Source organism: Tenacibaculum sp. Bg11-29, from assembly GCF_002836595.1.
GTDB lineage: Bacteria > Bacteroidota > Bacteroidia > Flavobacteriales > Flavobacteriaceae > Polaribacter.
Map to the genome: position 1 here is coordinate 1755011 of NZ_PJBB01000003.1, position 18444 is coordinate 1773454.

17 protein-coding genes and 2 tRNA genes are annotated in these 18444 nt (G+C 28.8%); 11 read left to right on the forward strand and 8 right to left on the reverse strand.

Annotated features, from left to right (window positions below):
• The first annotated feature begins 65 nt into the window (after window positions 1-65).
• A complete protein-coding gene (locus CXF68_RS07920) occupies window positions 66-1115 on the forward strand; it encodes an FAD-binding oxidoreductase (protein ID WP_101043846.1) in 1050 nt (349 codons plus the stop codon).
• Here the strand turns inward: CXF68_RS07920 and CXF68_RS07925 are convergent, their stop codons facing one another.
• On the reverse strand, window positions 1116-1502 hold the full coding sequence (locus tag CXF68_RS07925; protein ID WP_101043847.1) for a DUF983 domain-containing protein: 387 nt from the start codon (window positions 1500-1502) through the stop codon (window positions 1116-1118).
• Window positions 1503-1544: 42 nt separating this feature from the next.
• Between CXF68_RS07925 and CXF68_RS07930 the strand changes: the two genes are divergently transcribed.
• Entirely contained in the window at window positions 1545-3461 is a 1917-nt protein-coding gene (locus CXF68_RS07930) for an ABC-F family ATP-binding cassette domain-containing protein (protein ID WP_101043848.1), read from the forward strand.
• A 32-nt stretch (window positions 3462-3493) separates the two neighbouring features.
• On the opposite strand, the gene CXF68_RS07935 is transcribed toward CXF68_RS07930, so the two are convergent.
• Together CXF68_RS07935 and CXF68_RS07940 are read right to left on the reverse strand one after the other, a co-directional pair.
• Complete coding sequence (locus CXF68_RS07935; RefSeq protein ID WP_101043849.1) at window positions 3494-4630, reverse strand: helix-turn-helix domain-containing protein; 1137 nt, start codon at window positions 4628-4630, stop codon at window positions 3494-3496.
• Window positions 4631-4772: 142 nt separating this feature from the next.
• Window positions 4773-5522: an NYN domain-containing protein gene (locus tag CXF68_RS07940; protein WP_101043850.1), complete on the reverse strand. Its 750-nt coding sequence runs from the start codon at window positions 5520-5522 to the stop codon at window positions 4773-4775.
• Between the two features lie 162 nt (window positions 5523-5684).
• Between CXF68_RS07940 and CXF68_RS07945 the strand changes: the two genes are divergently transcribed.
• On the forward strand, window positions 5685-6641 hold the full coding sequence (locus tag CXF68_RS07945) for a 1-aminocyclopropane-1-carboxylate deaminase/D-cysteine desulfhydrase (protein ID WP_101043851.1): 957 nt from the start codon (window positions 5685-5687) through the stop codon (window positions 6639-6641).
• Window positions 6641-7432 (forward strand): glucosaminidase domain-containing protein, encoded by a 792-nt coding sequence (locus CXF68_RS07950; protein ID WP_101043852.1) that lies wholly within the window; start codon window positions 6641-6643, stop codon window positions 7430-7432. Before CXF68_RS07945 ends, CXF68_RS07950 begins: the two co-directional genes overlap by 1 nt.
• A gap of 167 nt (window positions 7433-7599) precedes the next feature.
• Here the strand turns inward: CXF68_RS07950 and CXF68_RS07955 are convergent, their stop codons facing one another.
• Entirely contained in the window at window positions 7600-8724 is a 1125-nt protein-coding gene (locus CXF68_RS07955; protein WP_101043853.1) for a vWA domain-containing protein, read from the reverse strand.
• A gap of 36 nt (window positions 8725-8760) precedes the next feature.
• Window positions 8761-9459 (reverse strand): SIMPL domain-containing protein, encoded by a 699-nt coding sequence (locus CXF68_RS07960; RefSeq protein ID WP_101043854.1) that lies wholly within the window; start codon window positions 9457-9459, stop codon window positions 8761-8763.
• A gap of 200 nt (window positions 9460-9659) precedes the next feature.
• On the opposite strand from CXF68_RS07960, the gene CXF68_RS07965 reads away from it, so the two are divergent.
• The 3 genes from CXF68_RS07965 to CXF68_RS07975 are packed head-to-tail and all read left to right on the forward strand — an operon-like array spanning window position 9660 to window position 13112.
• Window positions 9660-11846, forward strand: a complete 2187-nt coding sequence (locus tag CXF68_RS07965) for a histidine kinase (RefSeq protein ID WP_101043855.1) — start codon at window positions 9660-9662, stop codon at window positions 11844-11846.
• Between the two features lie 2 nt (window positions 11847-11848).
• Window positions 11849-12580 carry a LytTR family DNA-binding domain-containing protein gene (locus tag CXF68_RS07970; RefSeq protein ID WP_101043856.1) on the forward strand — a complete coding sequence of 244 codons (732 nt, stop codon included), beginning with the start codon at window positions 11849-11851 and terminating at the stop codon, window positions 12578-12580.
• A 10-nt stretch (window positions 12581-12590) separates the two neighbouring features.
• Window positions 12591-13112, forward strand: a complete 522-nt coding sequence (locus CXF68_RS07975) for a gamma carbonic anhydrase family protein (protein WP_101043857.1) — start codon at window positions 12591-12593, stop codon at window positions 13110-13112.
• Window positions 13113-13173: 61 nt separating this feature from the next.
• On the opposite strand, the gene CXF68_RS07980 is transcribed toward CXF68_RS07975, so the two are convergent.
• Window positions 13174-13626 (reverse strand): hypothetical protein, encoded by a 453-nt coding sequence (locus CXF68_RS07980; protein ID WP_101043858.1) that lies wholly within the window; start codon window positions 13624-13626, stop codon window positions 13174-13176.
• A gap of 97 nt (window positions 13627-13723) precedes the next feature.
• Here CXF68_RS07980 and CXF68_RS07985 point away from each other — a divergent pair, with 97 nt between their 5' ends.
• Entirely contained in the window at window positions 13724-14701 is a 978-nt protein-coding gene (locus CXF68_RS07985; protein WP_101043859.1) for an endonuclease/exonuclease/phosphatase family protein, read from the forward strand.
• 110 nt (window positions 14702-14811) lie between these two features.
• On the opposite strand, the gene CXF68_RS07990 is transcribed toward CXF68_RS07985, so the two are convergent.
• Both CXF68_RS07990 and CXF68_RS07995 read right to left on the reverse strand, forming a co-directional pair.
• Window positions 14812-14887, reverse strand: a tRNA-Phe gene (locus CXF68_RS07990).
• 52 nt (window positions 14888-14939) lie between these two features.
• A tRNA-Phe gene (locus tag CXF68_RS07995) sits at window positions 14940-15012 on the reverse strand.
• 110 nt (window positions 15013-15122) lie between these two features.
• Between CXF68_RS07995 and CXF68_RS08000 the strand changes: the two genes are divergently transcribed.
• From CXF68_RS08000 to CXF68_RS08010, 3 genes are read left to right on the forward strand one after another with little or no spacing between them, the layout of a single operon-like run.
• Window positions 15123-15854: a type III pantothenate kinase gene (locus CXF68_RS08000; protein ID WP_101043860.1), complete on the forward strand. Its 732-nt coding sequence runs from the start codon at window positions 15123-15125 to the stop codon at window positions 15852-15854.
• Window positions 15847-17112 (forward strand): hypothetical protein, encoded by a 1266-nt coding sequence (locus CXF68_RS08005; protein ID WP_101043861.1) that lies wholly within the window; start codon window positions 15847-15849, stop codon window positions 17110-17112. Before CXF68_RS08000 ends, CXF68_RS08005 begins: the two co-directional genes overlap by 8 nt.
• Window positions 17113-17128: 16 nt before the next feature.
• Window positions 17129-18439 (forward strand): hypothetical protein, encoded by a 1311-nt coding sequence (locus tag CXF68_RS08010; protein WP_101043862.1) that lies wholly within the window; start codon window positions 17129-17131, stop codon window positions 18437-18439.
• Window positions 18440-18444: the final 5 nt, after the last annotated feature.

The following is an 18444-nucleotide window of genomic DNA, read 5'->3' on the forward strand; positions in this document are numbered from 1 at the left end:
AAAAAGATTTAAAAGAGCTTGCTTTGCAAGCTCTTTTTTATTGTAATAAATATTACTTTTGGGCCATGAAAACTAACGTAGATTATATTATAGTAGGTTTAGGTTTAGCAGGAATTGCTTTTGCAGAAGAGTTATTAAATGCAAAAAAATCATTTGTTATTTTTGAAAATAATTCTCAAACTTCATCTATAGTTGCAGGAGGTGTCTATAACCCTGTAATTTTAAAGCGTTTTAATGCTGTTTGGAATGCGCATCAGCAAATAGTAACGTCAGAACCTTTCTATAAAAGCTTAGAAAAAAAGCTAAACGTAAAACTAGATTATAAATTTTCAATTAAAAAGGCGTTTAGTAGCGTTGGAGATGAGAATAATTGGTTTTTAGCTTTAGATAAGCCAACTTTATCTCATTACATGAATCCAGTTGTAAGTAAAGAAAAAATTGATGGTGTTATTGGTGAATTGGGTTTTGGAGAGCTTACAGGTACTGGAAGAATAGATACTGCTTTATTAGTTAGATCATATAGAGAATATATTGATAAATCAGGTATATTAATCTCAGAGACATTTAATTATACAGAATTAAATATCACAGATGATGGTGTTAATTATAAAAATATAAATGCAAGTAAAATTGTTTTTAGTGAAGGATTTGGTATCACTGAAAATCCATTCTTTAATCATTTACCATTAAATGAAGCAAAAGGAGAAACAATAACAATACATGCTCCTGATTTAAATATAGATTTTTTATTAAAATCTAGTGCTTTTGTAATGCCTTTAGGAAATGATTTATATAAAGTCGGTGCTACCTTTAATTGGACGGATAAAACATGTAATCCAACAGAAGAAGCAAGAAAAGAATTAGAAGATAAACTTAAAAAAGTAATTACTGTTCCTTATACGGTAACAGATCATACAGCAGGAATTAGACCAACAGTAAATGATAGGAGACCTATGGTAGGTATACACCCTGATCACAAAGCATTAATTGTCTTAAATGGATTAGGAACTCGTGGGGTTATGATTGGACCAACGATAGCTAAAAATCTTTTCAACCATTTAGAAAATGGAGAAGAATTAGATAAGGAAATAGATATTAAACGATTTGATGCTTAATTATTCTTTTAAGGTAGAATCTTTACGAAAACTAATAAACATATTTATCCAGATTATTCTAGATAGGCGTAAGCTAAAAGGAGTTAATAAGAAAGAAACAACTACGATTGCTATAAAACTTTGTAATATGGTTAAACCAAAAAGCATTTTAGCAATAATAAAAACTCCTACAAATAAGGCTACAGCTATGGCGTAGTTTACATACATAGCACCAAAGAAAAAAGAAGGCTCCATCATGTATTTTAAATTACATTTTGGACAATTATCATATAGTTTCGTGATTTTTTTTGGATTAATTGTAACGCTATGTTTAAAGAATTCACCTTCGTGACAACGAGGACATTTACCTTTTAAAACACTATATAACTTTGTTCCTTTATTAATCATAATTTAAGTAGCTTTGCGTCGTTCAAAATTACGCAAAAAAATATGTTAAACGTACACAATTTATCGGTTTCTTTTATGGGATCTGATTTGTTTTCAGGAATCACATTTAAGTTAAACAAGGGGGATAGAATCGGTTTGATAGGTAAGAACGGTGCAGGTAAATCTACACTATTAAAAGTGCTTTCTAAAGATATTGAAACCAGTGGTGGTACCATGGCTTTCGATAAAGATATTCGTATGGGATTCTTACGTCAGGATATAGATTTTGTAGAGGGAAGAACTATTTTAGAAGAAGCGTATCAAGCTTTTGTTGAAATAAAAGAAATTGAGTTAAAGTTAGATCATATTAACAATCAATTAGCTACAAGAACTGATTATGAAAGTGAAGAATATAGCCAGTTAATTGTAGATCTAACAGACCTTACTGAACGTTATGAACTTTTAGGAGGATACAATTACCAAGGAGATACTGAGAAAATTTTACAAGGTTTAGGTTTTCAACGTGAAGATTTTGATAAATTAACGAATACTTTTTCTGGAGGTTGGAGAATGCGTATTGAATTAGCAAAGTTATTATTACAGGATAATGATATTTTACTATTAGATGAGCCAACGAATCACTTAGATATTGAATCGATTATTTGGTTAGAAAATTTTTTAAAATCGTATTCAGGAGCAATTGTGTTAGTTTCGCACGATAAAATGTTTTTAGATAATGTAACTAATAGGACTATAGAAATTTCTTTGGGTCAGATATATGATTATAAAAAACCATATTCTCAGTTTTTGGTATTAAGAGCTGAAATTAAAGAAAAGCAGCTACAAGCACAAAAGAATCAAGAAAAAGAGATTAAGCAAAAGCAACACTTAATAAATAAATTTAAGGCAAAAGCAAGTAAGGCTTCGATGGCGCAATCGTTAATGAAGCAACTTGATAAAGTTCAGATTATTGAAGTTGATGGAGATGATAATGCGGCAATGAATGTTCGTTTTAACATTTCTAAAGAGCCAGGTAAAATTATTGTTGAAGCTGATGGTTTATGTAAAAGCTACGGAGATAAGCACGTTTTAGAAGATGTCGACTTAATGATTGAGCGTAATAGCAAAATCGCATTTGTAGGTCAAAATGGTCAAGGAAAATCTACGTTAGCAAAAATGATGGTAGGAGAAATTCCGTTTATAGGAAACCTAAAATTAGGGCACAATGTAGAGATTGGATATTTTGCACAAAACCAATCAGAAGAATTACCGCCAGAAAAGACTGTTTTAGAAATTATGGAAGATGCAGCTTCAGATGGTAACAGAATGCGTGTTAGAGATATGTTAGGGTCATTTTTATTTGGTGGAGATGCTGTAGATAAAAAGGCGAAAATATTATCAGGTGGAGAGCGTAATCGTTTAGCATTGTGTAAATTATTACTATCACCATTTAATGTGTTGGTAATGGATGAGCCAACAAATCACTTAGATATTGCCTCTAAAACTGTATTAAAAACGGCATTAAAAAACTTTGATGGAACGCTAATTGTTGTTTCTCATGATAGAGATTTTTTACAAGGCTTAACATCAACAGTTTATGGGTTTAAAGACAAAGTAATTAAAGAGTATTTAGGAGATATTGATTATTTCTTAGAACAACATAAAATGGAAAATCTTAGAGAGGCTGAGAAAAGAACGGTTGTTAAAGTTGAAAAACCTACGGATAAAAAAGAAGCACATCAATTATCTAGAGAACAAGAAAAAGAGTTAAAAAAACTTAAGAATAAACTTTCTAAAACTGAACGTGATATTGCTGATTTAGAAGCTGAAATTGCTAAAATAGATTTAGAGTTGGCAAATAACTATGATGAAGTTTCTTCTCGACCAAATTTCTTTGAAAAATACAAAGCTAAAAAAGCTTCTCTTGAAAATTTAATGAGCGATTGGGAAAAAATAGAAGAACAGGTTTCTAGTTTTTAAAGTTTTAATACTTATATATTATACATAAATGCCTACTGATGATTTTTTCGGTAGGCATTTGGTGTTATACTTGTTATTTTTTTGAAAGAATTGTAATAGGTTGTTTTTGAAGAAAAACCAGACTCTAAGCCAATTGCTAATAAACTGTAGTTTTCAAATTCCTTGTCTAAAATAAACTGTTTAACATCTTCTACACGATAGTGATTAATGTAAGTAGTAAAATTATTACCTGTGCTTGAATTTACGATTTGTGAGATGTAACTCGGGCTAATTCCAAGCATTTCTGCTATTTTATTTCTATCTAAAGTGTTGTCTCTATAAATTTTTTGATTAGCGCAAAGAAGCTCAAGTTTTTTAAAATAGCTATTGTATTCTGGTGATTTTGAATGTTCTTTTTGTTTTAATTGTGTTGTTTTAGAGATTGGTACAGAAGTTTTTTTTTGGTTTCTAAGATTAAGTATGAGTCTAATTTTTTGCTGATCGTTGGCTAATTTAAATTTATAGACTCCAAAGTAAGCTACCCAATGAATTAGTAATGTAGTAAATAAAGCTATTATATGCATTGCGTTGGATATTTCAGATTCAATAAACAAACTCAAAATAATAGTAATTAACCACGATGTTAAAAAAAACACTTCAAAAAGCCACAAGTATGTTAGCCATTTTTTTTCTTGATTATTAGTTGAAAACTTAATGGATTTAAGTGTCTTAAATAAAATAAAGGGAATAAAGAACAATGTAATTAGAAAGATAATAAAACCAAACAGATTGTTAATAAATGTTAACGTATTGAAGTTGTTAACAGGTATATTTTCTGAGATACATTCGTCTGCTATACTATAGATAATTGAGAGTATAAAAGGAAGAAATAAGCAATATGATTTTTTAGAATATTTTAGTTGATGATTAACTTGATAACTGACATATAAAAAAATAAAAACAGGAAATAAAAGTGCTGAATCTATAATGTCAAAAAAGCGTAAAAGCGGATAAGAAATATACGCTGCTGTTTCGTCAAGAACAAAATTTAATAAAGAAATAGAAAGCGTAAAAATAGCATAGGCCAAATATTTATTAGTCTCATTTTTGAAAAAAGGTGATCGTAAAAGAATAGCACCTAAAACTATACCTTGTAATATTGCTATGTTAAGTAAGGAAACTAAGATCAATTGTACAATTTATTTTTTAAATCTAAGGTTGTTTTTAATATTTTACAACATTAAGGATATAGTTTCGTTTTTTTAGAATTAAAATCTGTATTTTTTTGTTAAAAAGTTAACCTTGAAAAGGTTAATTACATTAAATGTGTTTTTATTTCATTCGTAATAAAGGATGATTTAATCCACGAACTTCGTTTTTTATAACTTCAAATTTATCGATGTTTTCAAAAAGTTTAGTGAGGTTTTTAAAACCATAACTTCTTGGGTCAAAACTGGGATCTATTTTTCTAATATTTACACCTAAAGTTGAAATGTAGGCGTTTTCTTCTTCGTTAGTTGAAATATCAAAAGCTTTATCTATTGTTTTTAAATCTTCTTTAGATAATTTAACTTTCTCTATTATCTCTTTAACTTTCTTGTTAGCTGTTTCTTTTGTTGATTTAAGTTTTGTTATTTCATTTTGTTCGTCTTTTATATTTTCGGTATAAGTGAAAACTTCACACGACTTTACAAATGCTTCAGGTGTTTTTTTCTCGCCAATACCCATTACAAATAATCCTTGCTCTCTAATTCTTTTTGCAAGTCCTGTATAATCACTGTCACTAGAAACAATGCAAAAACCTTCAATGTTTTTTCCGTGTAAAATGTCCATAGCATCTATTATTAAAGAACCATCTGTTGAGTTTTTTCCAGTAGTGTAAGAAAATTTTTGAATCGGACTTATAGAATGTTGGTTAATAATTGCCTTCCAACTATTCATTTGCTGGCTAGTCCAATCACCATATATTCTTCGTATGGTTGCTTTACCATATTTAGAAACTTCTTCAATTATCTCTTTTAGTAACTTTGGTTGGGCATTATCACCATCAATAAGTACTGCAATGTTAAATTTATTATCCATGTTTTAAGAATATGAATTTATTTTAATTATTGTTATTTGTTAGTCTTGTAATAAACTAAGGATACGTAGCCAAGTTCGTGTTTTTTTGTTAGAAAATCAAGTTTAGAATAATCGCTAATTCATTTAAAATTCTAGTATTTTTACCGAAACAAAATTTCTACCTTGAATACTATTGATAATTCTTTTTTTAATCAAGTTTTTGTTACAAAAAATGAACAAATATTTCTTCCCATTTTAGAAGAAAAAAAAGTGGCACTGTTTGTAAAAAGAGAAGATGAAATTCACCCGTTTGTTTCGGGTAATAAATTTAGAAAACTTAAATATAATATTGCAAAGGCTAAAAGTTTACAAAAAAAAACATTGTTAACCTTTGGAGGTGCGTTTTCTAATCATATTGTTGCAACGGCTGTAGCAGGTAGTTTATCTGGTTTTAAAACCATTGGAATTATTCGAGGAGATGAGTTGGGTAAAGACGTAGCCAAAACATTAGCAAGTAATGCAACACTAAGAGAAGCTAATAAAAGTGGAATGCAGTTTAAGTTTGTATCGAGAGAAAAATATAGAAACAAAACTTCTGAATATTTTATTAATGAATTAAAAGAAGAGTTTGGTGATTTTTATTTAGTACCAGAAGGAGGAACTAATGATTTAGCGATAAAAGGTTGTGAAGAAATCTTAATTGAGGAAGATAATAAATTCGATTATATTTGTTGCGCAATAGGAACTGGAGGAACAATTTCAGGTTTAATAAATTCAGCAAAAACACATCAAAATATTATTGGATTCCCAGCTTTAAAAGGTGATTTTCTAACAAAAGAGATTCAGCAATTAGCAACAAAAAAGGATAATTGGTGTTTAGATACTACGTACCATTTTGGAGGTTATGGAAAATATAATACGGATTTAATTCGTTTTATAAATGAATTAAAAGAGCAAACAGGGCTTTCGGTAGATCCAATATATACCGGAAAAATGATGTTTGGTATTTTAGATAAAATAGCAAGAAATGAGTTTCCTGAAAATTCTAAAGTTTTAGTAATTCATACAGGAGGTTTACAAGGGATTGCAGGAGTAAATGAAAAGTTAAAGAATAAAAATAAAGATTTAATAAACGTTTAATGAGAATAAGATTAGTTTTTTATATAGTAACATGCGCTGTTTTTATAGTGAGCTGTGGTTCAAATAAAAATGTAGTAAATAGAAGTCATAAAAAAGTGGTACTTCAAGAAAAGGAAGAAGTATATCCTGAGTTACCACAATTAGAACAAATAGAAAAACCGTTAAAAACAAATTCAAATCATACGGTAGCATACATTCAGAAATTTGCACGTATTGCTGTTAAAAAAATGCATGAGCATAACATTCCTGCAAGTATAACTTTAGCGCAAGGAGTATTAGAATCGGGTAGTGGAAGAAGTAAGTTGGCAATAAGATCAAACAATCACTTTGGTATAAAATGTCATAAAGGATGGAAAGGTAAAAGTGTTACGCATGATGATGATGAAAAAGGGGAGTGCTTTAGAAAGTATAAATACCCTGAAACATCATATGAAGATCATTCGCAGTTTTTAATTTCAAGAAAACGCTATGCTAGTTTATTTAAATTAGGAAACCAGAATTATAAAGATTGGGCTTATGGTTTAAGGCGTGCTGGTTATGCAACTGATAAGAGGTATCCGCAAAAACTGATAACGATTATTAAAAAATATAATTTGACTGTTTATGACAGGATGGGCGCTAGAAAACTAAATAAGGGTAACCAGATTAAGGTTAAATCTTATAAAGTACAAAAGGGAGATACGTTGTATTCAATAGCAAGAAGGCATAATATATCTGTTGCGAATTTAAAAAGAGCAAATGGATTGAATACGAATGAAATTAGTGTTGGACAAGATTTGTTATTAAAATAAAAAAAAAGCTCGGGATTAAATTAATCCCGAGCTTTTTTTATACTATTTATAAGTTGTAATTTTTAAGTATTAAAAAAGTCATTACGAGAAGTTTTAACTTAAAAGTGCCCCCGATTAAGAATGTTAATTTACTTAGCTCGTAATGACGAAGTTTTAATAGCTTAATTTTACCAAGAATATTTTTTCTTTCTAGCTTGTTTTTTTATCGCTTTAATCATTACACTTTCTAATTCATTTTTGTTAGAACTTTCTTTTTGTTTCTTAGTAACGTATTGTTTTCTTTTTTTATTTAATTCTTGAATTTTACCTTGAATCTCTATTCGTTCTTTACGTTTAGCATCGACATATTTTTTTATTTCTTTAGATGATTTAGTTTGTAAGTTTTTAGGTAACTGTTTTTTCTTTAAAGTGTTATAATCAATTTCTTTTTCTTCTGAAGCATCTACCAAATCCCATTCAGTATTTTTATATAGTTTAGAGCTTTTACTAATAGCACGTTTTACAATTACAACTTCATCTAAAGTTGCTGCATTAGCATCTTGTTTTGCTTGATTACTGTATTTTGAATGCCCCGAATTTCCGTAATGAATGTATGTTTTGTTTAGTTTTTTATTTAAAATAAGAATGTTGCTGTCATAAGGAGTTACAATATGAACAATGTTTTTATTATGATTAATAGTCATATAATCTCCACCACCATAAACAGCTCCATCTTGCCACATCCCAGAAACACCTTGATTGTAATCTCCACAAAAAATAGTGTTAACAGTTATATCTTTTTCTTTAGCGTTGGTAATAGCATCTTTGTAGTTTAATTTACCTTGTGTAAAAGGTTCGTTTCCTGCAATAAAAATCATTTTTAAATCACTGTTATTGCCTCCCCATTCTAATTCATTTATAGACGTTTGAATTACTTGTCCGCAGAATTCACTTCCCCCATTAGTAGTTAAAGAGAATAAATGCTCTGAAACATCATCTAAATTACTGGTAAACTGTAATGCTTGGCGAATATAACCTTCACTAGAAGAAAGTTTGTCGTTACCATATTCATATAACGCAATTTCTAATTTTGGTGTTTCTCCATTACATTTTGCGTGCGATAATTCGTTAATGATTTCCCATAATTGCGCTTTTGCTTGGTTAATAAGCCCACTCATACTACTGCTGGTATCTAGTAATAAAGCTACTTTAGTTGTTTGTTTTTTTGTTTTGTTTTCAGAATTAGTTGAATATCCAATTTTAGTAATTAGAATAGTAAAAATGAATAGTGCTTTTAATATATAAGTTTTCATAATTTATTGTTTTATGTTATTAATGTATTTAATGTTTTATTTTATTTCAAAAATTACATAGATAGAAGACGTTAGTTTAATATTTTCAAACTGAACTATACCTTTCTTATATGATTTTGAAATACTGCTTTCGTATCTGTTAGGTGAATTATTTACATAGTTTAATTGTGCGAAATTTTGTAAATCGTGGTTTGTTTCATTTATTTTTAAAGGCTTTCCTGTGTTGGCATTTATTGCGTTTAATAAATAGTCAGCTTTTTCTTTTGCGGCTTTAATTGCTGCAATTCTATTTTTCTTTTTATAAAAATCTAATTTAGAATGTGTTGCTTTTGTAATACGAACATCTGTAATTTTAAGTTTTTTAAAAATTTTAAAAGCTTCTTTAAGTTTTTTTGGACTGGTTATTTTTAATGAATATTTACCAGTAGATAATATTTCTTTTGTCCACCATCCTGTTTTAGCAATTACCGAGTTAATATCAGAAATAAATAAACACTCTTTAGGTATTCCAATAATCTCTAACTCTTCTTTTAAGCAATCTTCTAACTTATCTAATGTTGTTTTTTTTCCATTTTTAATGCTTTCTTTTAAAGAAATATCTAAATAGATTTCATCTGGACTTATCTCTAGTTCAACTTTTCCTGTAACTTCAATAAATGGAGTATTGTCTTTTATAGTTTGACCAAAAATTGTAGATGATAAAAATAGAATGATTATAATTTGTATTGCTTTCATATCTTGTTATTTATGGTATCAAAACTACTACCAACTTTCTTTTTAAAAAATCAATAATGAGGAAACGGGTAGGTTGAATGAGTAAAGTTGTTCGTAAAATGAGTGAGAGCTGTTTTTAAGTGTTTAATAGTCGTGATTTTTAAGAAGAGCTATTTTCTGAACTCATTTATTGTATGTATGTTTACAGTAATAAATAAAATATGAACAATTTTTTAAAAATAGTATTAACGGTATTTTTACTAGCCTTTTCTTCAGTTTTCTCCCAAGACTTTAAAGAAATGGGGCAAGAGTTTTTTGTGAAAGTAGAAGTTATTGATAATAATACGAGTCAACCAATTAAAGATGCACTTGTAGAGGTAAATGGTCGTGTTTTTAAGTTTTCTAATATAGATAGAAAGTATATCGTAAAAGCAAAAGCAGGAAATCAGTTAGTCGTATCTCATGATGGTTTTGAAACTATTTTTTATACAATTAAAGATAATGAAGATGTTAAGGTTTTAGTACAAGACTTTACACAGAAGCGAGTATCTAAATTTAGCTCTTACCGTCAAAAGAAAAAAGATTCATATCCTAAATATTTAGATTCAGTAAAATTTTACAAGAAAAAAGACATTAATAAAAGCTTAGCAGCTATTGAAAAAATGCTATTAAACGCTTCATCTAAAAATAGAAGAGCTATTACTTACAAGGAGTTAGGAGATGTTTATTTTTATTGGAAACAATATGATTTGGCTGTTGAGAATTATAAAATTTCTTTAAAAGAAAATTCAACTTCAAGTGTTAGGTTACTACTGGCTAAATCACAATTTTTATTAAAAAAGTATACTGAAAGTGAAGGTAGTTATCAAGAAAGTTTAAAAAGTAGGTTAAGTGATTACGAAAAGTTAAAAGCACATGAAGGTTTGGGAGACGTTTTTATGGCTTTAAAAAGTTATAAAAAGGCAAAAGATAGTTACAGCAAAGCCTTAAAAATATCAAAAAGTAATCAGGTAACCCCTAAGGTAACAGATTTAAATTCGAAGTTAGCACAGGTTTTTGCAGCACAAGGAAATGTTCAAAAAGCTGATGGGTATTTTAAAAACTCATTAAAATTAGCATCAAAAGAAAATCAAAAAAGGTCTTTAAAAGAACAACAAAAAGTGGCTGATTTTTATAATAAATCAGCAAGATATGATGAAGAAATAAAATTACGTAAAGAGAGTTTAGAAGAGGCTGATGATATTATTATGGAAGTTGATGAGAAAGAATCACTAGTAGATTCAATAACCTCTCAAAAGATTAATTATAAAATAGGAACAGCATATATTCAAAAAGAATCATATAGTGAAGCAATTCCTTTTTTAAAGAAGAGTATAAAGGATGCTAATAAAAATGAAGATTTAATTATTGAGAAAGATGCAACACGTAAACTTTCAGAAGTTTATGCTACTGTTGGAGATTATACAAAGGCGTTAGAAACATATCAAGATTTTGTGAAATTAGTAGATACATTGTATTCTAAAAAGGAACAAGAAATACAGCAAGTAAAACGTTTTGGGAAAAAAATATCAGAAAGTCAAAGTAGAATTACAAGTTTAGAAAAGGATAAACAATTAACAGATAGTAAAATAAGTTTAGCTTATAAAGATCAACAATTAATTAAGGAAAGCAACAAACAGCAAAAAATCATTATTTATTCACTTATTGCAGGTTGTGTATTAATGAGTTTATTGGCTTATTTTATGTTTAGAACGAATAAACAACAAAAATTGGCAAATAATTTATTGGCATTAAAATCGATGCGTTCGCAAATGAATCCACATTTTATTTTCAATGCTTTAAATTCAGTTAATAATTTTATAGCAGTTAATGATGAGCGTAGTGCTAATAGGTATTTGTCAGAATTTTCAGTTTTAATGAGATCAGTATTAGAGAACTCAGATGAAGATTTTATTCCGCTAGTAAAAGAAATTGAATTATTAGAATTGTATGTTAAATTAGAACATAATCGATTTAAAGATAAGTTTGATTATAGTATATCTGTAGATGAGCAAATTAAATTAAATAGTTATTCCATACCACCTATGTTATTGCAACCATATATAGAAAATGCTATTTGGCATGGGCTTCGATATAAAAAGGAAAAAGGAAATTTAACTATTGCTATATTCCAAAAAACAGCTGATTCAATTCTAATTAGCGTACAAGATGATGGAGTTGGGCGTAAGAAATCTGTAGAAATAAAAACAAAACATCAATTAAAACAAAAGTCGAAAGGAATGAGTACTATTCAAAATCGAATAGCTATTTTAAATAATATGTATAAAGAAAAAATAAAGGTTTCAGTTTCTGATGTTTTTGAAGATGGAAGCGGAACTAAAGTTGAACTTATTTTAAAGAAAAATTAATTATGAAGTTAAAAGCAATCATAATTGAAGATGAAGCTATTGGTAGAGATATTTTACGAAATTATATATCAAAATACTGTCCTACTGTTCAATTGTTAGGAGAAGCAAGTAATATTGAAGAGGGACAAAAATTAATAGAAGAAAACGAATTAGATTTGGTGTTTTTAGATGTTGAAATGCCTTATGGAAGTGGGTTTGATTTGCTGGAAAAAATTGAGATTCAAACATTTGAAACCATTTTTGTAACCGCTTATGATCATTATGCGATTGAAGCTTTAAATAATCAAGCAACTTACTATTTGTTAAAGCCAATTTCAATAGATGAATTAATTAAGGGGGTAAGTTTGGTTACAGAAATAAAAGAAAAAGAAAAAGAATTAGAAAATATTGTTTTAACGCCTAAAAGTAGTGTGGGCTTAAGTAAAATAACAATTCCGCAACAAGACGGTTTTGAGGTTATTACTATAAGTGATATCCTTTTTTGTAAGGCTGATGATAACTATACTGAAATTTACTTTAAGAATACTAAAAAGTTGGTAAGTAAAACATTAAAGCATTTTGAAGACCTTTTAAAAGAAAGTTCCTTTGCTAGGGTTCATAAATCGTATTTAGTAAATGTAAACGAAGTAGTAAAATATAAAAAAGGAAAAGGAGGAAGCGTAATCTTATCAAACGGAAAAGAGGTGCTGGTTTCTTCTTCAAAGAAAGCAAACTTATTATCTTATTTTAAATAGTAATAAACAGATGAAAATTATAAAAGCAGTAAACGGAAAGTCACCACAAATTCCAGATGATTGTTATGTGGCAGAAAATGCAACAATTGTTGGTGATGTACAAATGGGTAAAGAATGTAGTGTATGGTTTAATACAGTCATAAGAGGTGATGTGCATTACATTAAAATAGGTAATAAGGTGAATATTCAAGACGGTGCAGTGATTCATGCAACCTATCAAAAATCACCTACTACGATTGGGAATAACGTATCTATAGGGCATAATGCATTAGTTCATGGCTGTACAATACATGACAATGTTTTAATAGGTATGGGGAGTATAATTATGGATGATTGTGTAGTAGAGTCAAATTCAATTGTAGCTGCTGGTGCAGTAGTAACAAAAAATACCAGGATAGAAAGCGGAAGTATATATGCAGGTGTTCCTGCTAAAAAAGTGAAAGATATTTCAAAAAAATTAATTTCAGGAGAAATAGATAGAATAGCTAATAATTATGTGAAATACTCAAGCTGGTTTAAAGAAGAGGAATAAAATAAGAAACCTCAGTTTTGTTTTCAAAACTGAGGTTTCAATCAAAATCAATCCATTACTATTATTGTTTAGAATCTTTTCTATGTTTTTTTTTTTTCATTCTTTTTTTAGCTTTATGTGTTTTTCGAGCACTCATTTTTTCAAAGCGTTCATATTGTTGCTTATTTAATACGCGCTTCATTTCAGCTTTAAAAGCAATTTTGTTATCAAGTATTTTGCTTTCTCTTTTAAAACGTTCGTCAGCAGATAATCTCACTCGCTTTTCACCGTTCTCTTTCATGGCTTTCCTTTTTTCGTGCATAATTTTACGTTGTGTAATTTTCTCAGCTAATAAAGGTTTTATTTCACGTTGTTGAGTAGTCGTTAAATCTAACTGTAAAGTCATTTTTTTAACTGCTAATTCTGTTTGTTGTTTTACCGTTAATTTTTCTAATTTATTTCTTTTTCCTTTTTGTGCCTGAGTTGTTACTGTAAAACCAACTGCTAAAATTAATACTGCTATTATTTTTTTCATTTTTATAATATTTAAGTTTTTATTTATACATCTATGACTATGCTTATTTAAAAAAGTTTAAATTTGAAAGTAGTTTTAACATTTTTTTAATTTTTTTATGAAAAATATAATTGGCTTTTTATTGAAGTTTCTAGTTTTTATTTTAGTAGCAGTTTTAATCTTTTTTTTCTGGGCATCATCTCCAACAATGAATGAAGCGGAGTATTCTAAATTAGTAGAAAATGAGAATTATGTAAAAGTAAATAATGATTCAGTATATAGTATTGTTACTTATAATGTTGGTTATTTAAGTGGAATGACAAATAATTTACCCGTAGCAAAATCAAAAAAATTATTTGAAGGTAATTTAAAGAAAGTAGAAGAAGAACTTAAGAAGGTGAATCCAGATATTATTGCATTTCAAGAGATTGATTACAATGCATCGAGATCTTATGAAGTAGATCAAGAAAAAGAATTTATGAAATTAGGATATAATTATGCTGCAAGAGGTGTAAATTGGGATGAACGATATGTGCCATTTCCTTATTGGCCACCAAGTATGCATTTCGGAAAAATTATTTCAGGCCAATCAATATTAAGTAAATATAAATTAAAAGATTACGAACGTATTGTTTTAGAACGAGTACCAGATAATCCTTTTTATAGAGATGCATTATACTTAGAGCGCTTATTGCAGGTTGTTAAGGTTGTGTTAGAGGGGAAAGAAGTAATTGTAATAAATATTCATTTAGAAGCTTTTGATAAAGCTACACGTGCTCGTCAGTTTGAGTATGTTCTAAAAGTTTTTAATGAGTACAAAAACAAGTATCCAACAATATTACTAGGCGATTTTAATTCAAAAGCAAGAGATAAAGATGCTGTTGTGCAAAAATTACTTAAGGAAGATGGAATAGGAAACGCAGCTTTTAATATTGATGATCCAGAAAATACTTTTGATACAAAAGACTTATATGAGCGAATAGATTATATTTTTTACACAGAGAAGTCAATCGAATATGTAAATGGTAGGGTGTTAAACGATTTTGGTCAAGCTTCTGATCATTTACCTATAGAAATGAAGTTTAAATTGAAATAATATTTTAAGTTAAATACAGAAAAGGAGCTATTATTTAAAATAATAGCTCCTTTTCTGTATTTAATAAACTGATATAAAAAACAAAACTCGAACATAAGTTCGAGTTTTGATGGTGGTGCCTCCAGGAATCGAACCAGGGACACAAGGATTTTCAGTCCTTTGCTCTACCAACTGAGCTAAGGCACCAATTAATGCTTTTTAAAAGTAACAAATAGAACTAGTATTAATAGTTTTATTGTGGTGCCTCCAGGAATCGAACCAGGGACACAAGGATTTTCAGTCCTTTGCTCTACCAACTGAGCTAAGGCACCAGTTTGCTACTTTCGTTAAGCGGATGCAAATATACAATGGATTTTTAATTATACAAAACATTTTTATTAAAAAAATGTAACGTAAATTTGATTTTTTAAGAAATATAGATATGAATTTAATTATCGATGTAGGTAATACTAGAGTTAAAGTAGCTGTTTTTGAATTAAATAGAATTAAAGAAGTTTTCACTTTTAAGAGGTTAAAAATTATACCAGAATTAAAAAAAATAATGAATAATTTTTCTGTTTCGGCTTCCATTATCTCTTCTGTGGTAACTTTTTCAGATAAAACGCAGCAAGAATTAGTTCGTTTATTGAATCCAATATTCCTGAATAGTGAAACTAAAGTTCCTTTTAATAATTTATACGAATCACCAAAAACATTAGGAGTTGATCGAATAGCATTGATTTCAGCAGCAATAATAAAATACCCAAATAAAAATGTTTTAGTTATTGATGCAGGTACTTGTATGACTTTTGATTTTGTTAATAAAGAAAAAGAGTATCTAGGAGGAGCAATATCACCAGGGATAGTAATGAGATATAAAGCATTAAATAGCTTTACATCAAAATTACCATTGTTAGAAACAAAAGAAATTTCTAGTTTTATCGGAGTTAATACAAATACGTCAATACACTCTGGAGTTATAAACGGTGTATGTAATGAAATAGCGGGGGTTATTAATCAATATAAGTCTAAGTATAAGGATTTAACAATAGTTTTAACAGGAGGAGACACATATTTCTTGGCTAAACAATTAAAAAGTGGCATATTTGCCCATCCAAATTTTGTTTTGGAAGGATTACATACAGTTTTGACATACAATTTAGCGAATGATTAAGAAGTTTATATTAGGAGTATTTGTATTTAGTACAATAGCAATAACAGCGCAAAAAAATAGTGCATCACCTTATTCTTACTTTGGAATTGGAGAAAATTTTGAATCTTTAACCGTAGAACAAGCTTCTATGGGAGGTATTGGTGTCGCTTTAAAAGATACATATCATTTAAATTTTACAAACCCTGCTGCAAATGCAAACTTAAGAGCAGCAACTTATGCTATTGGAGGAAGTTTAAATTTTTTAACTCTTAAAGAAGGGAATACTTCTCAATCAGGTAAGTCAACAAATTTGCGTTATATATCCTTAGGATTTCCTATAGGTAGTAAGGCTGGTTTATCAATAGGATTACAACCATTTTCATCAGTAGGTTATTCTTTGTTGGATAACGAAAATACAAGTAATATTACTTTGTTTAGTGGAGAAGGAGGAACTAATAAGATATATGCTAGTTTTGGTATGTATGCTGCTAAAGGGCTTTCTTTAGGTGTAGAAGCTGGTTTTGTTTTTGGTAATTTAGAAAATAGTGTTTTAAATCAAAGAACAGATGTTGTTTTGGCTACTAAGCACGAGGAGACGATTAACATTAAAGGAGGTCAATTTAAATTAGGAGCGCAATATAACAGAGAGTTAAAAAATAAGTTGCAATTACATACAGGGGCTTCAATTACTTTACAAAGTGATTTTTCTGCAAAAGGAAACGAAAAAATGTATTCATTATCATTATCAACAGGAAATGAAGTTCCAAGAGATGAATTATTTAATAGAACAGTTAATGGAGATATAAATATGCCTGTGAAAAGTATTTTCGGTTTTGGTTTAGGAAAAGAAAATAAATGGTATGTAGGAGTTAATCAGCAATTTCAAAGTGCATTAAGTACAAATAATTCACTAATATCTAATGGAGGAACTTACAAATATGATGATTCAAGTAAATTTTCAATAGGAGGTTATTATCTTCCGAAGATGAATTCTATATCAAGTTACTGGGATAGAGTTACTTATAGGGCTGGTTTACGTTTTGAAGATACAGGACTACTAGTAAAAGCTGGTAATGATTTTACTAAAGTTAAAGACTTTGGCATAAATGTTGGATTAGGATTGCCATTGCCAAGACAATTATCGAATGTAAATATTGGATTTGAATACGGGCAAAAAGGAACAACCAATAATAGTTTAGTAAAAGAAAACTATTTTAATATTAGAATGAGTTTATCTTTAAATGATATTAAATGGTTTGTAAAAACAAGAATAGATTAATAAAAACTGAGACAAAATGAAGAAAATTACTTACATATTAACAGGACTATTTTTGTTTGTAGCTGTCGTGGGGGCAAATGCACAAGCAAGTCAAGAATGTAATATAAAATATAATCTTTTTAAAGGAGATGCCAACACAGGTAAATCTGAAGAAGCTAAAGTAAATTTAGAGTACTTACTTCAGAATTGTCCTAAGTTGTCAGTTAATATCTATAAAATTGGAGCAAAAGTAGCTGGTAAGTTAAAAGATCCTGTTTTAGCAAAAAAAATATATGAAACTAGACTAATAAATTTTCCAGCAAAAGGGGCTGCAAAAGCACATAGTGATTACGCAACTTATTTAGTTAAAAATAAATTAGCTACTGATGCTGAAATTTTTGTTATTTTAAAGAAGGCTTATGATATTTCTCCTAAAGATATGGGAGTAAAAAATATTTTTAGATACTTTAAATCAGTTACAGAAGAAAATAAAGATACCAATCCACAAAAAGTATTTGATACTTATGATGATGTAATGGAGTCTGTACAAGTAAAATTAGATGGTTACAGTAAAAAAATAACTTTATTACAGGAGAAAGATTCTTTAGGTACAATAGGATTAAAAGAAGCCAAAAGATTAAAAGGATATACGATTAATTCTTCTGCATTAGGTCAGGTTGAAGGAGGTTTGGATGCGATGATTTCTAAATTAGCAACATGTGAAAGGTTAATACCAATTTACACTAGAGATTTTGAAGCGAATAAAACGGATGGTGTTTGGTTAAAAAGAGCAGTATCTAGAATGTATAATAAAGGTTGTCAAACAGATCCTTTATTTGAAAAATTAGCAAATTCTTATGCTGAAGCAACTCAATCAGCCGATGCTTATAACTTCTTAGCTGGAGTATTAGTTAAAAATGGAGATAAAAGAGGTGCTGCAGAAATGAAGAAAAAAGCATTTAATTTAGAAACAGATCCATTTAAAAAGGCAAAGTATAAATTAAGAGAAGCTCAAAATGCTAGAGGAAGTAGAGCAAGAGCTTTAGCTTATGAAGCATTAAGATATAACCCTAACATGGGTAAAGCATATTTATTTATAGCTAGTTTATATCAAAAGAGTGCAAACTCTTGTGGTAGTGATGAATTTGAAAAAAGAATGGTATACGTAGCAGCTTTAAATAAAGCTTTAAAAGCTAAAAAAGTAGATCCAGGTTGTGGAGCAGGAAGATATATTTCTAGTTATAGAAAGAATATGCCATCGAAAAAATTAATTTTTCAAAAAGGTGTTTCTTCAGGAGCATCTCATAAAATTGGATGTTGGATAGGAGAAACTGTTCGTATTCCTTAAAAATA

Bases quoted from the DNA above. Each gene is read 5' to 3' on its own strand.
- CXF68_RS07920 (WP_101043846.1), top strand. From the start codon at position 66: ATGAAAACTAACGTAGATTATATTATAGTAGGTTTAGGTTTAGCAGGA.
- CXF68_RS07925 (WP_101043847.1), bottom strand. From the start codon at position 1,502: ATGATTAATAAAGGAACAAAGTTATATAGTGTTTTAAAAGGTAAATGT.
- CXF68_RS07930 (WP_101043848.1), top strand. From the start codon at position 1,545: ATGTTAAACGTACACAATTTATCGGTTTCTTTTATGGGATCTGATTTG.
- CXF68_RS07940 (WP_101043850.1), bottom strand. From the start codon at position 5,522: ATGGATAATAAATTTAACATTGCAGTACTTATTGATGGTGATAATGCC.
- CXF68_RS07950 (WP_101043852.1), top strand. From the start codon at position 6,641: ATGAGAATAAGATTAGTTTTTTATATAGTAACATGCGCTGTTTTTATA.
- CXF68_RS07955 (WP_101043853.1), bottom strand. From the start codon at position 8,724: ATGAAAACTTATATATTAAAAGCACTATTCATTTTTACTATTCTAATT.
- CXF68_RS07960 (WP_101043854.1), bottom strand. From the start codon at position 9,459: ATGAAAGCAATACAAATTATAATCATTCTATTTTTATCATCTACAATT.
- CXF68_RS07965 (WP_101043855.1), top strand. From the start codon at position 9,660: ATGAACAATTTTTTAAAAATAGTATTAACGGTATTTTTACTAGCCTTT.
- CXF68_RS07970 (WP_101043856.1), top strand. From the start codon at position 11,849: ATGAAGTTAAAAGCAATCATAATTGAAGATGAAGCTATTGGTAGAGAT.
- CXF68_RS07975 (WP_101043857.1), top strand. From the start codon at position 12,591: ATGAAAATTATAAAAGCAGTAAACGGAAAGTCACCACAAATTCCAGAT.
- CXF68_RS07980 (WP_101043858.1), bottom strand. From the start codon at position 13,626: ATGAAAAAAATAATAGCAGTATTAATTTTAGCAGTTGGTTTTACAGTA.
- CXF68_RS07985 (WP_101043859.1), top strand. From the start codon at position 13,724: ATGAAAAATATAATTGGCTTTTTATTGAAGTTTCTAGTTTTTATTTTA.
- CXF68_RS08000 (WP_101043860.1), top strand. From the start codon at position 15,123: ATGAATTTAATTATCGATGTAGGTAATACTAGAGTTAAAGTAGCTGTT.
- CXF68_RS08005 (WP_101043861.1), top strand. From the start codon at position 15,847: ATGATTAAGAAGTTTATATTAGGAGTATTTGTATTTAGTACAATAGCA.
- CXF68_RS08010 (WP_101043862.1), top strand. From the start codon at position 17,129: ATGAAGAAAATTACTTACATATTAACAGGACTATTTTTGTTTGTAGCT.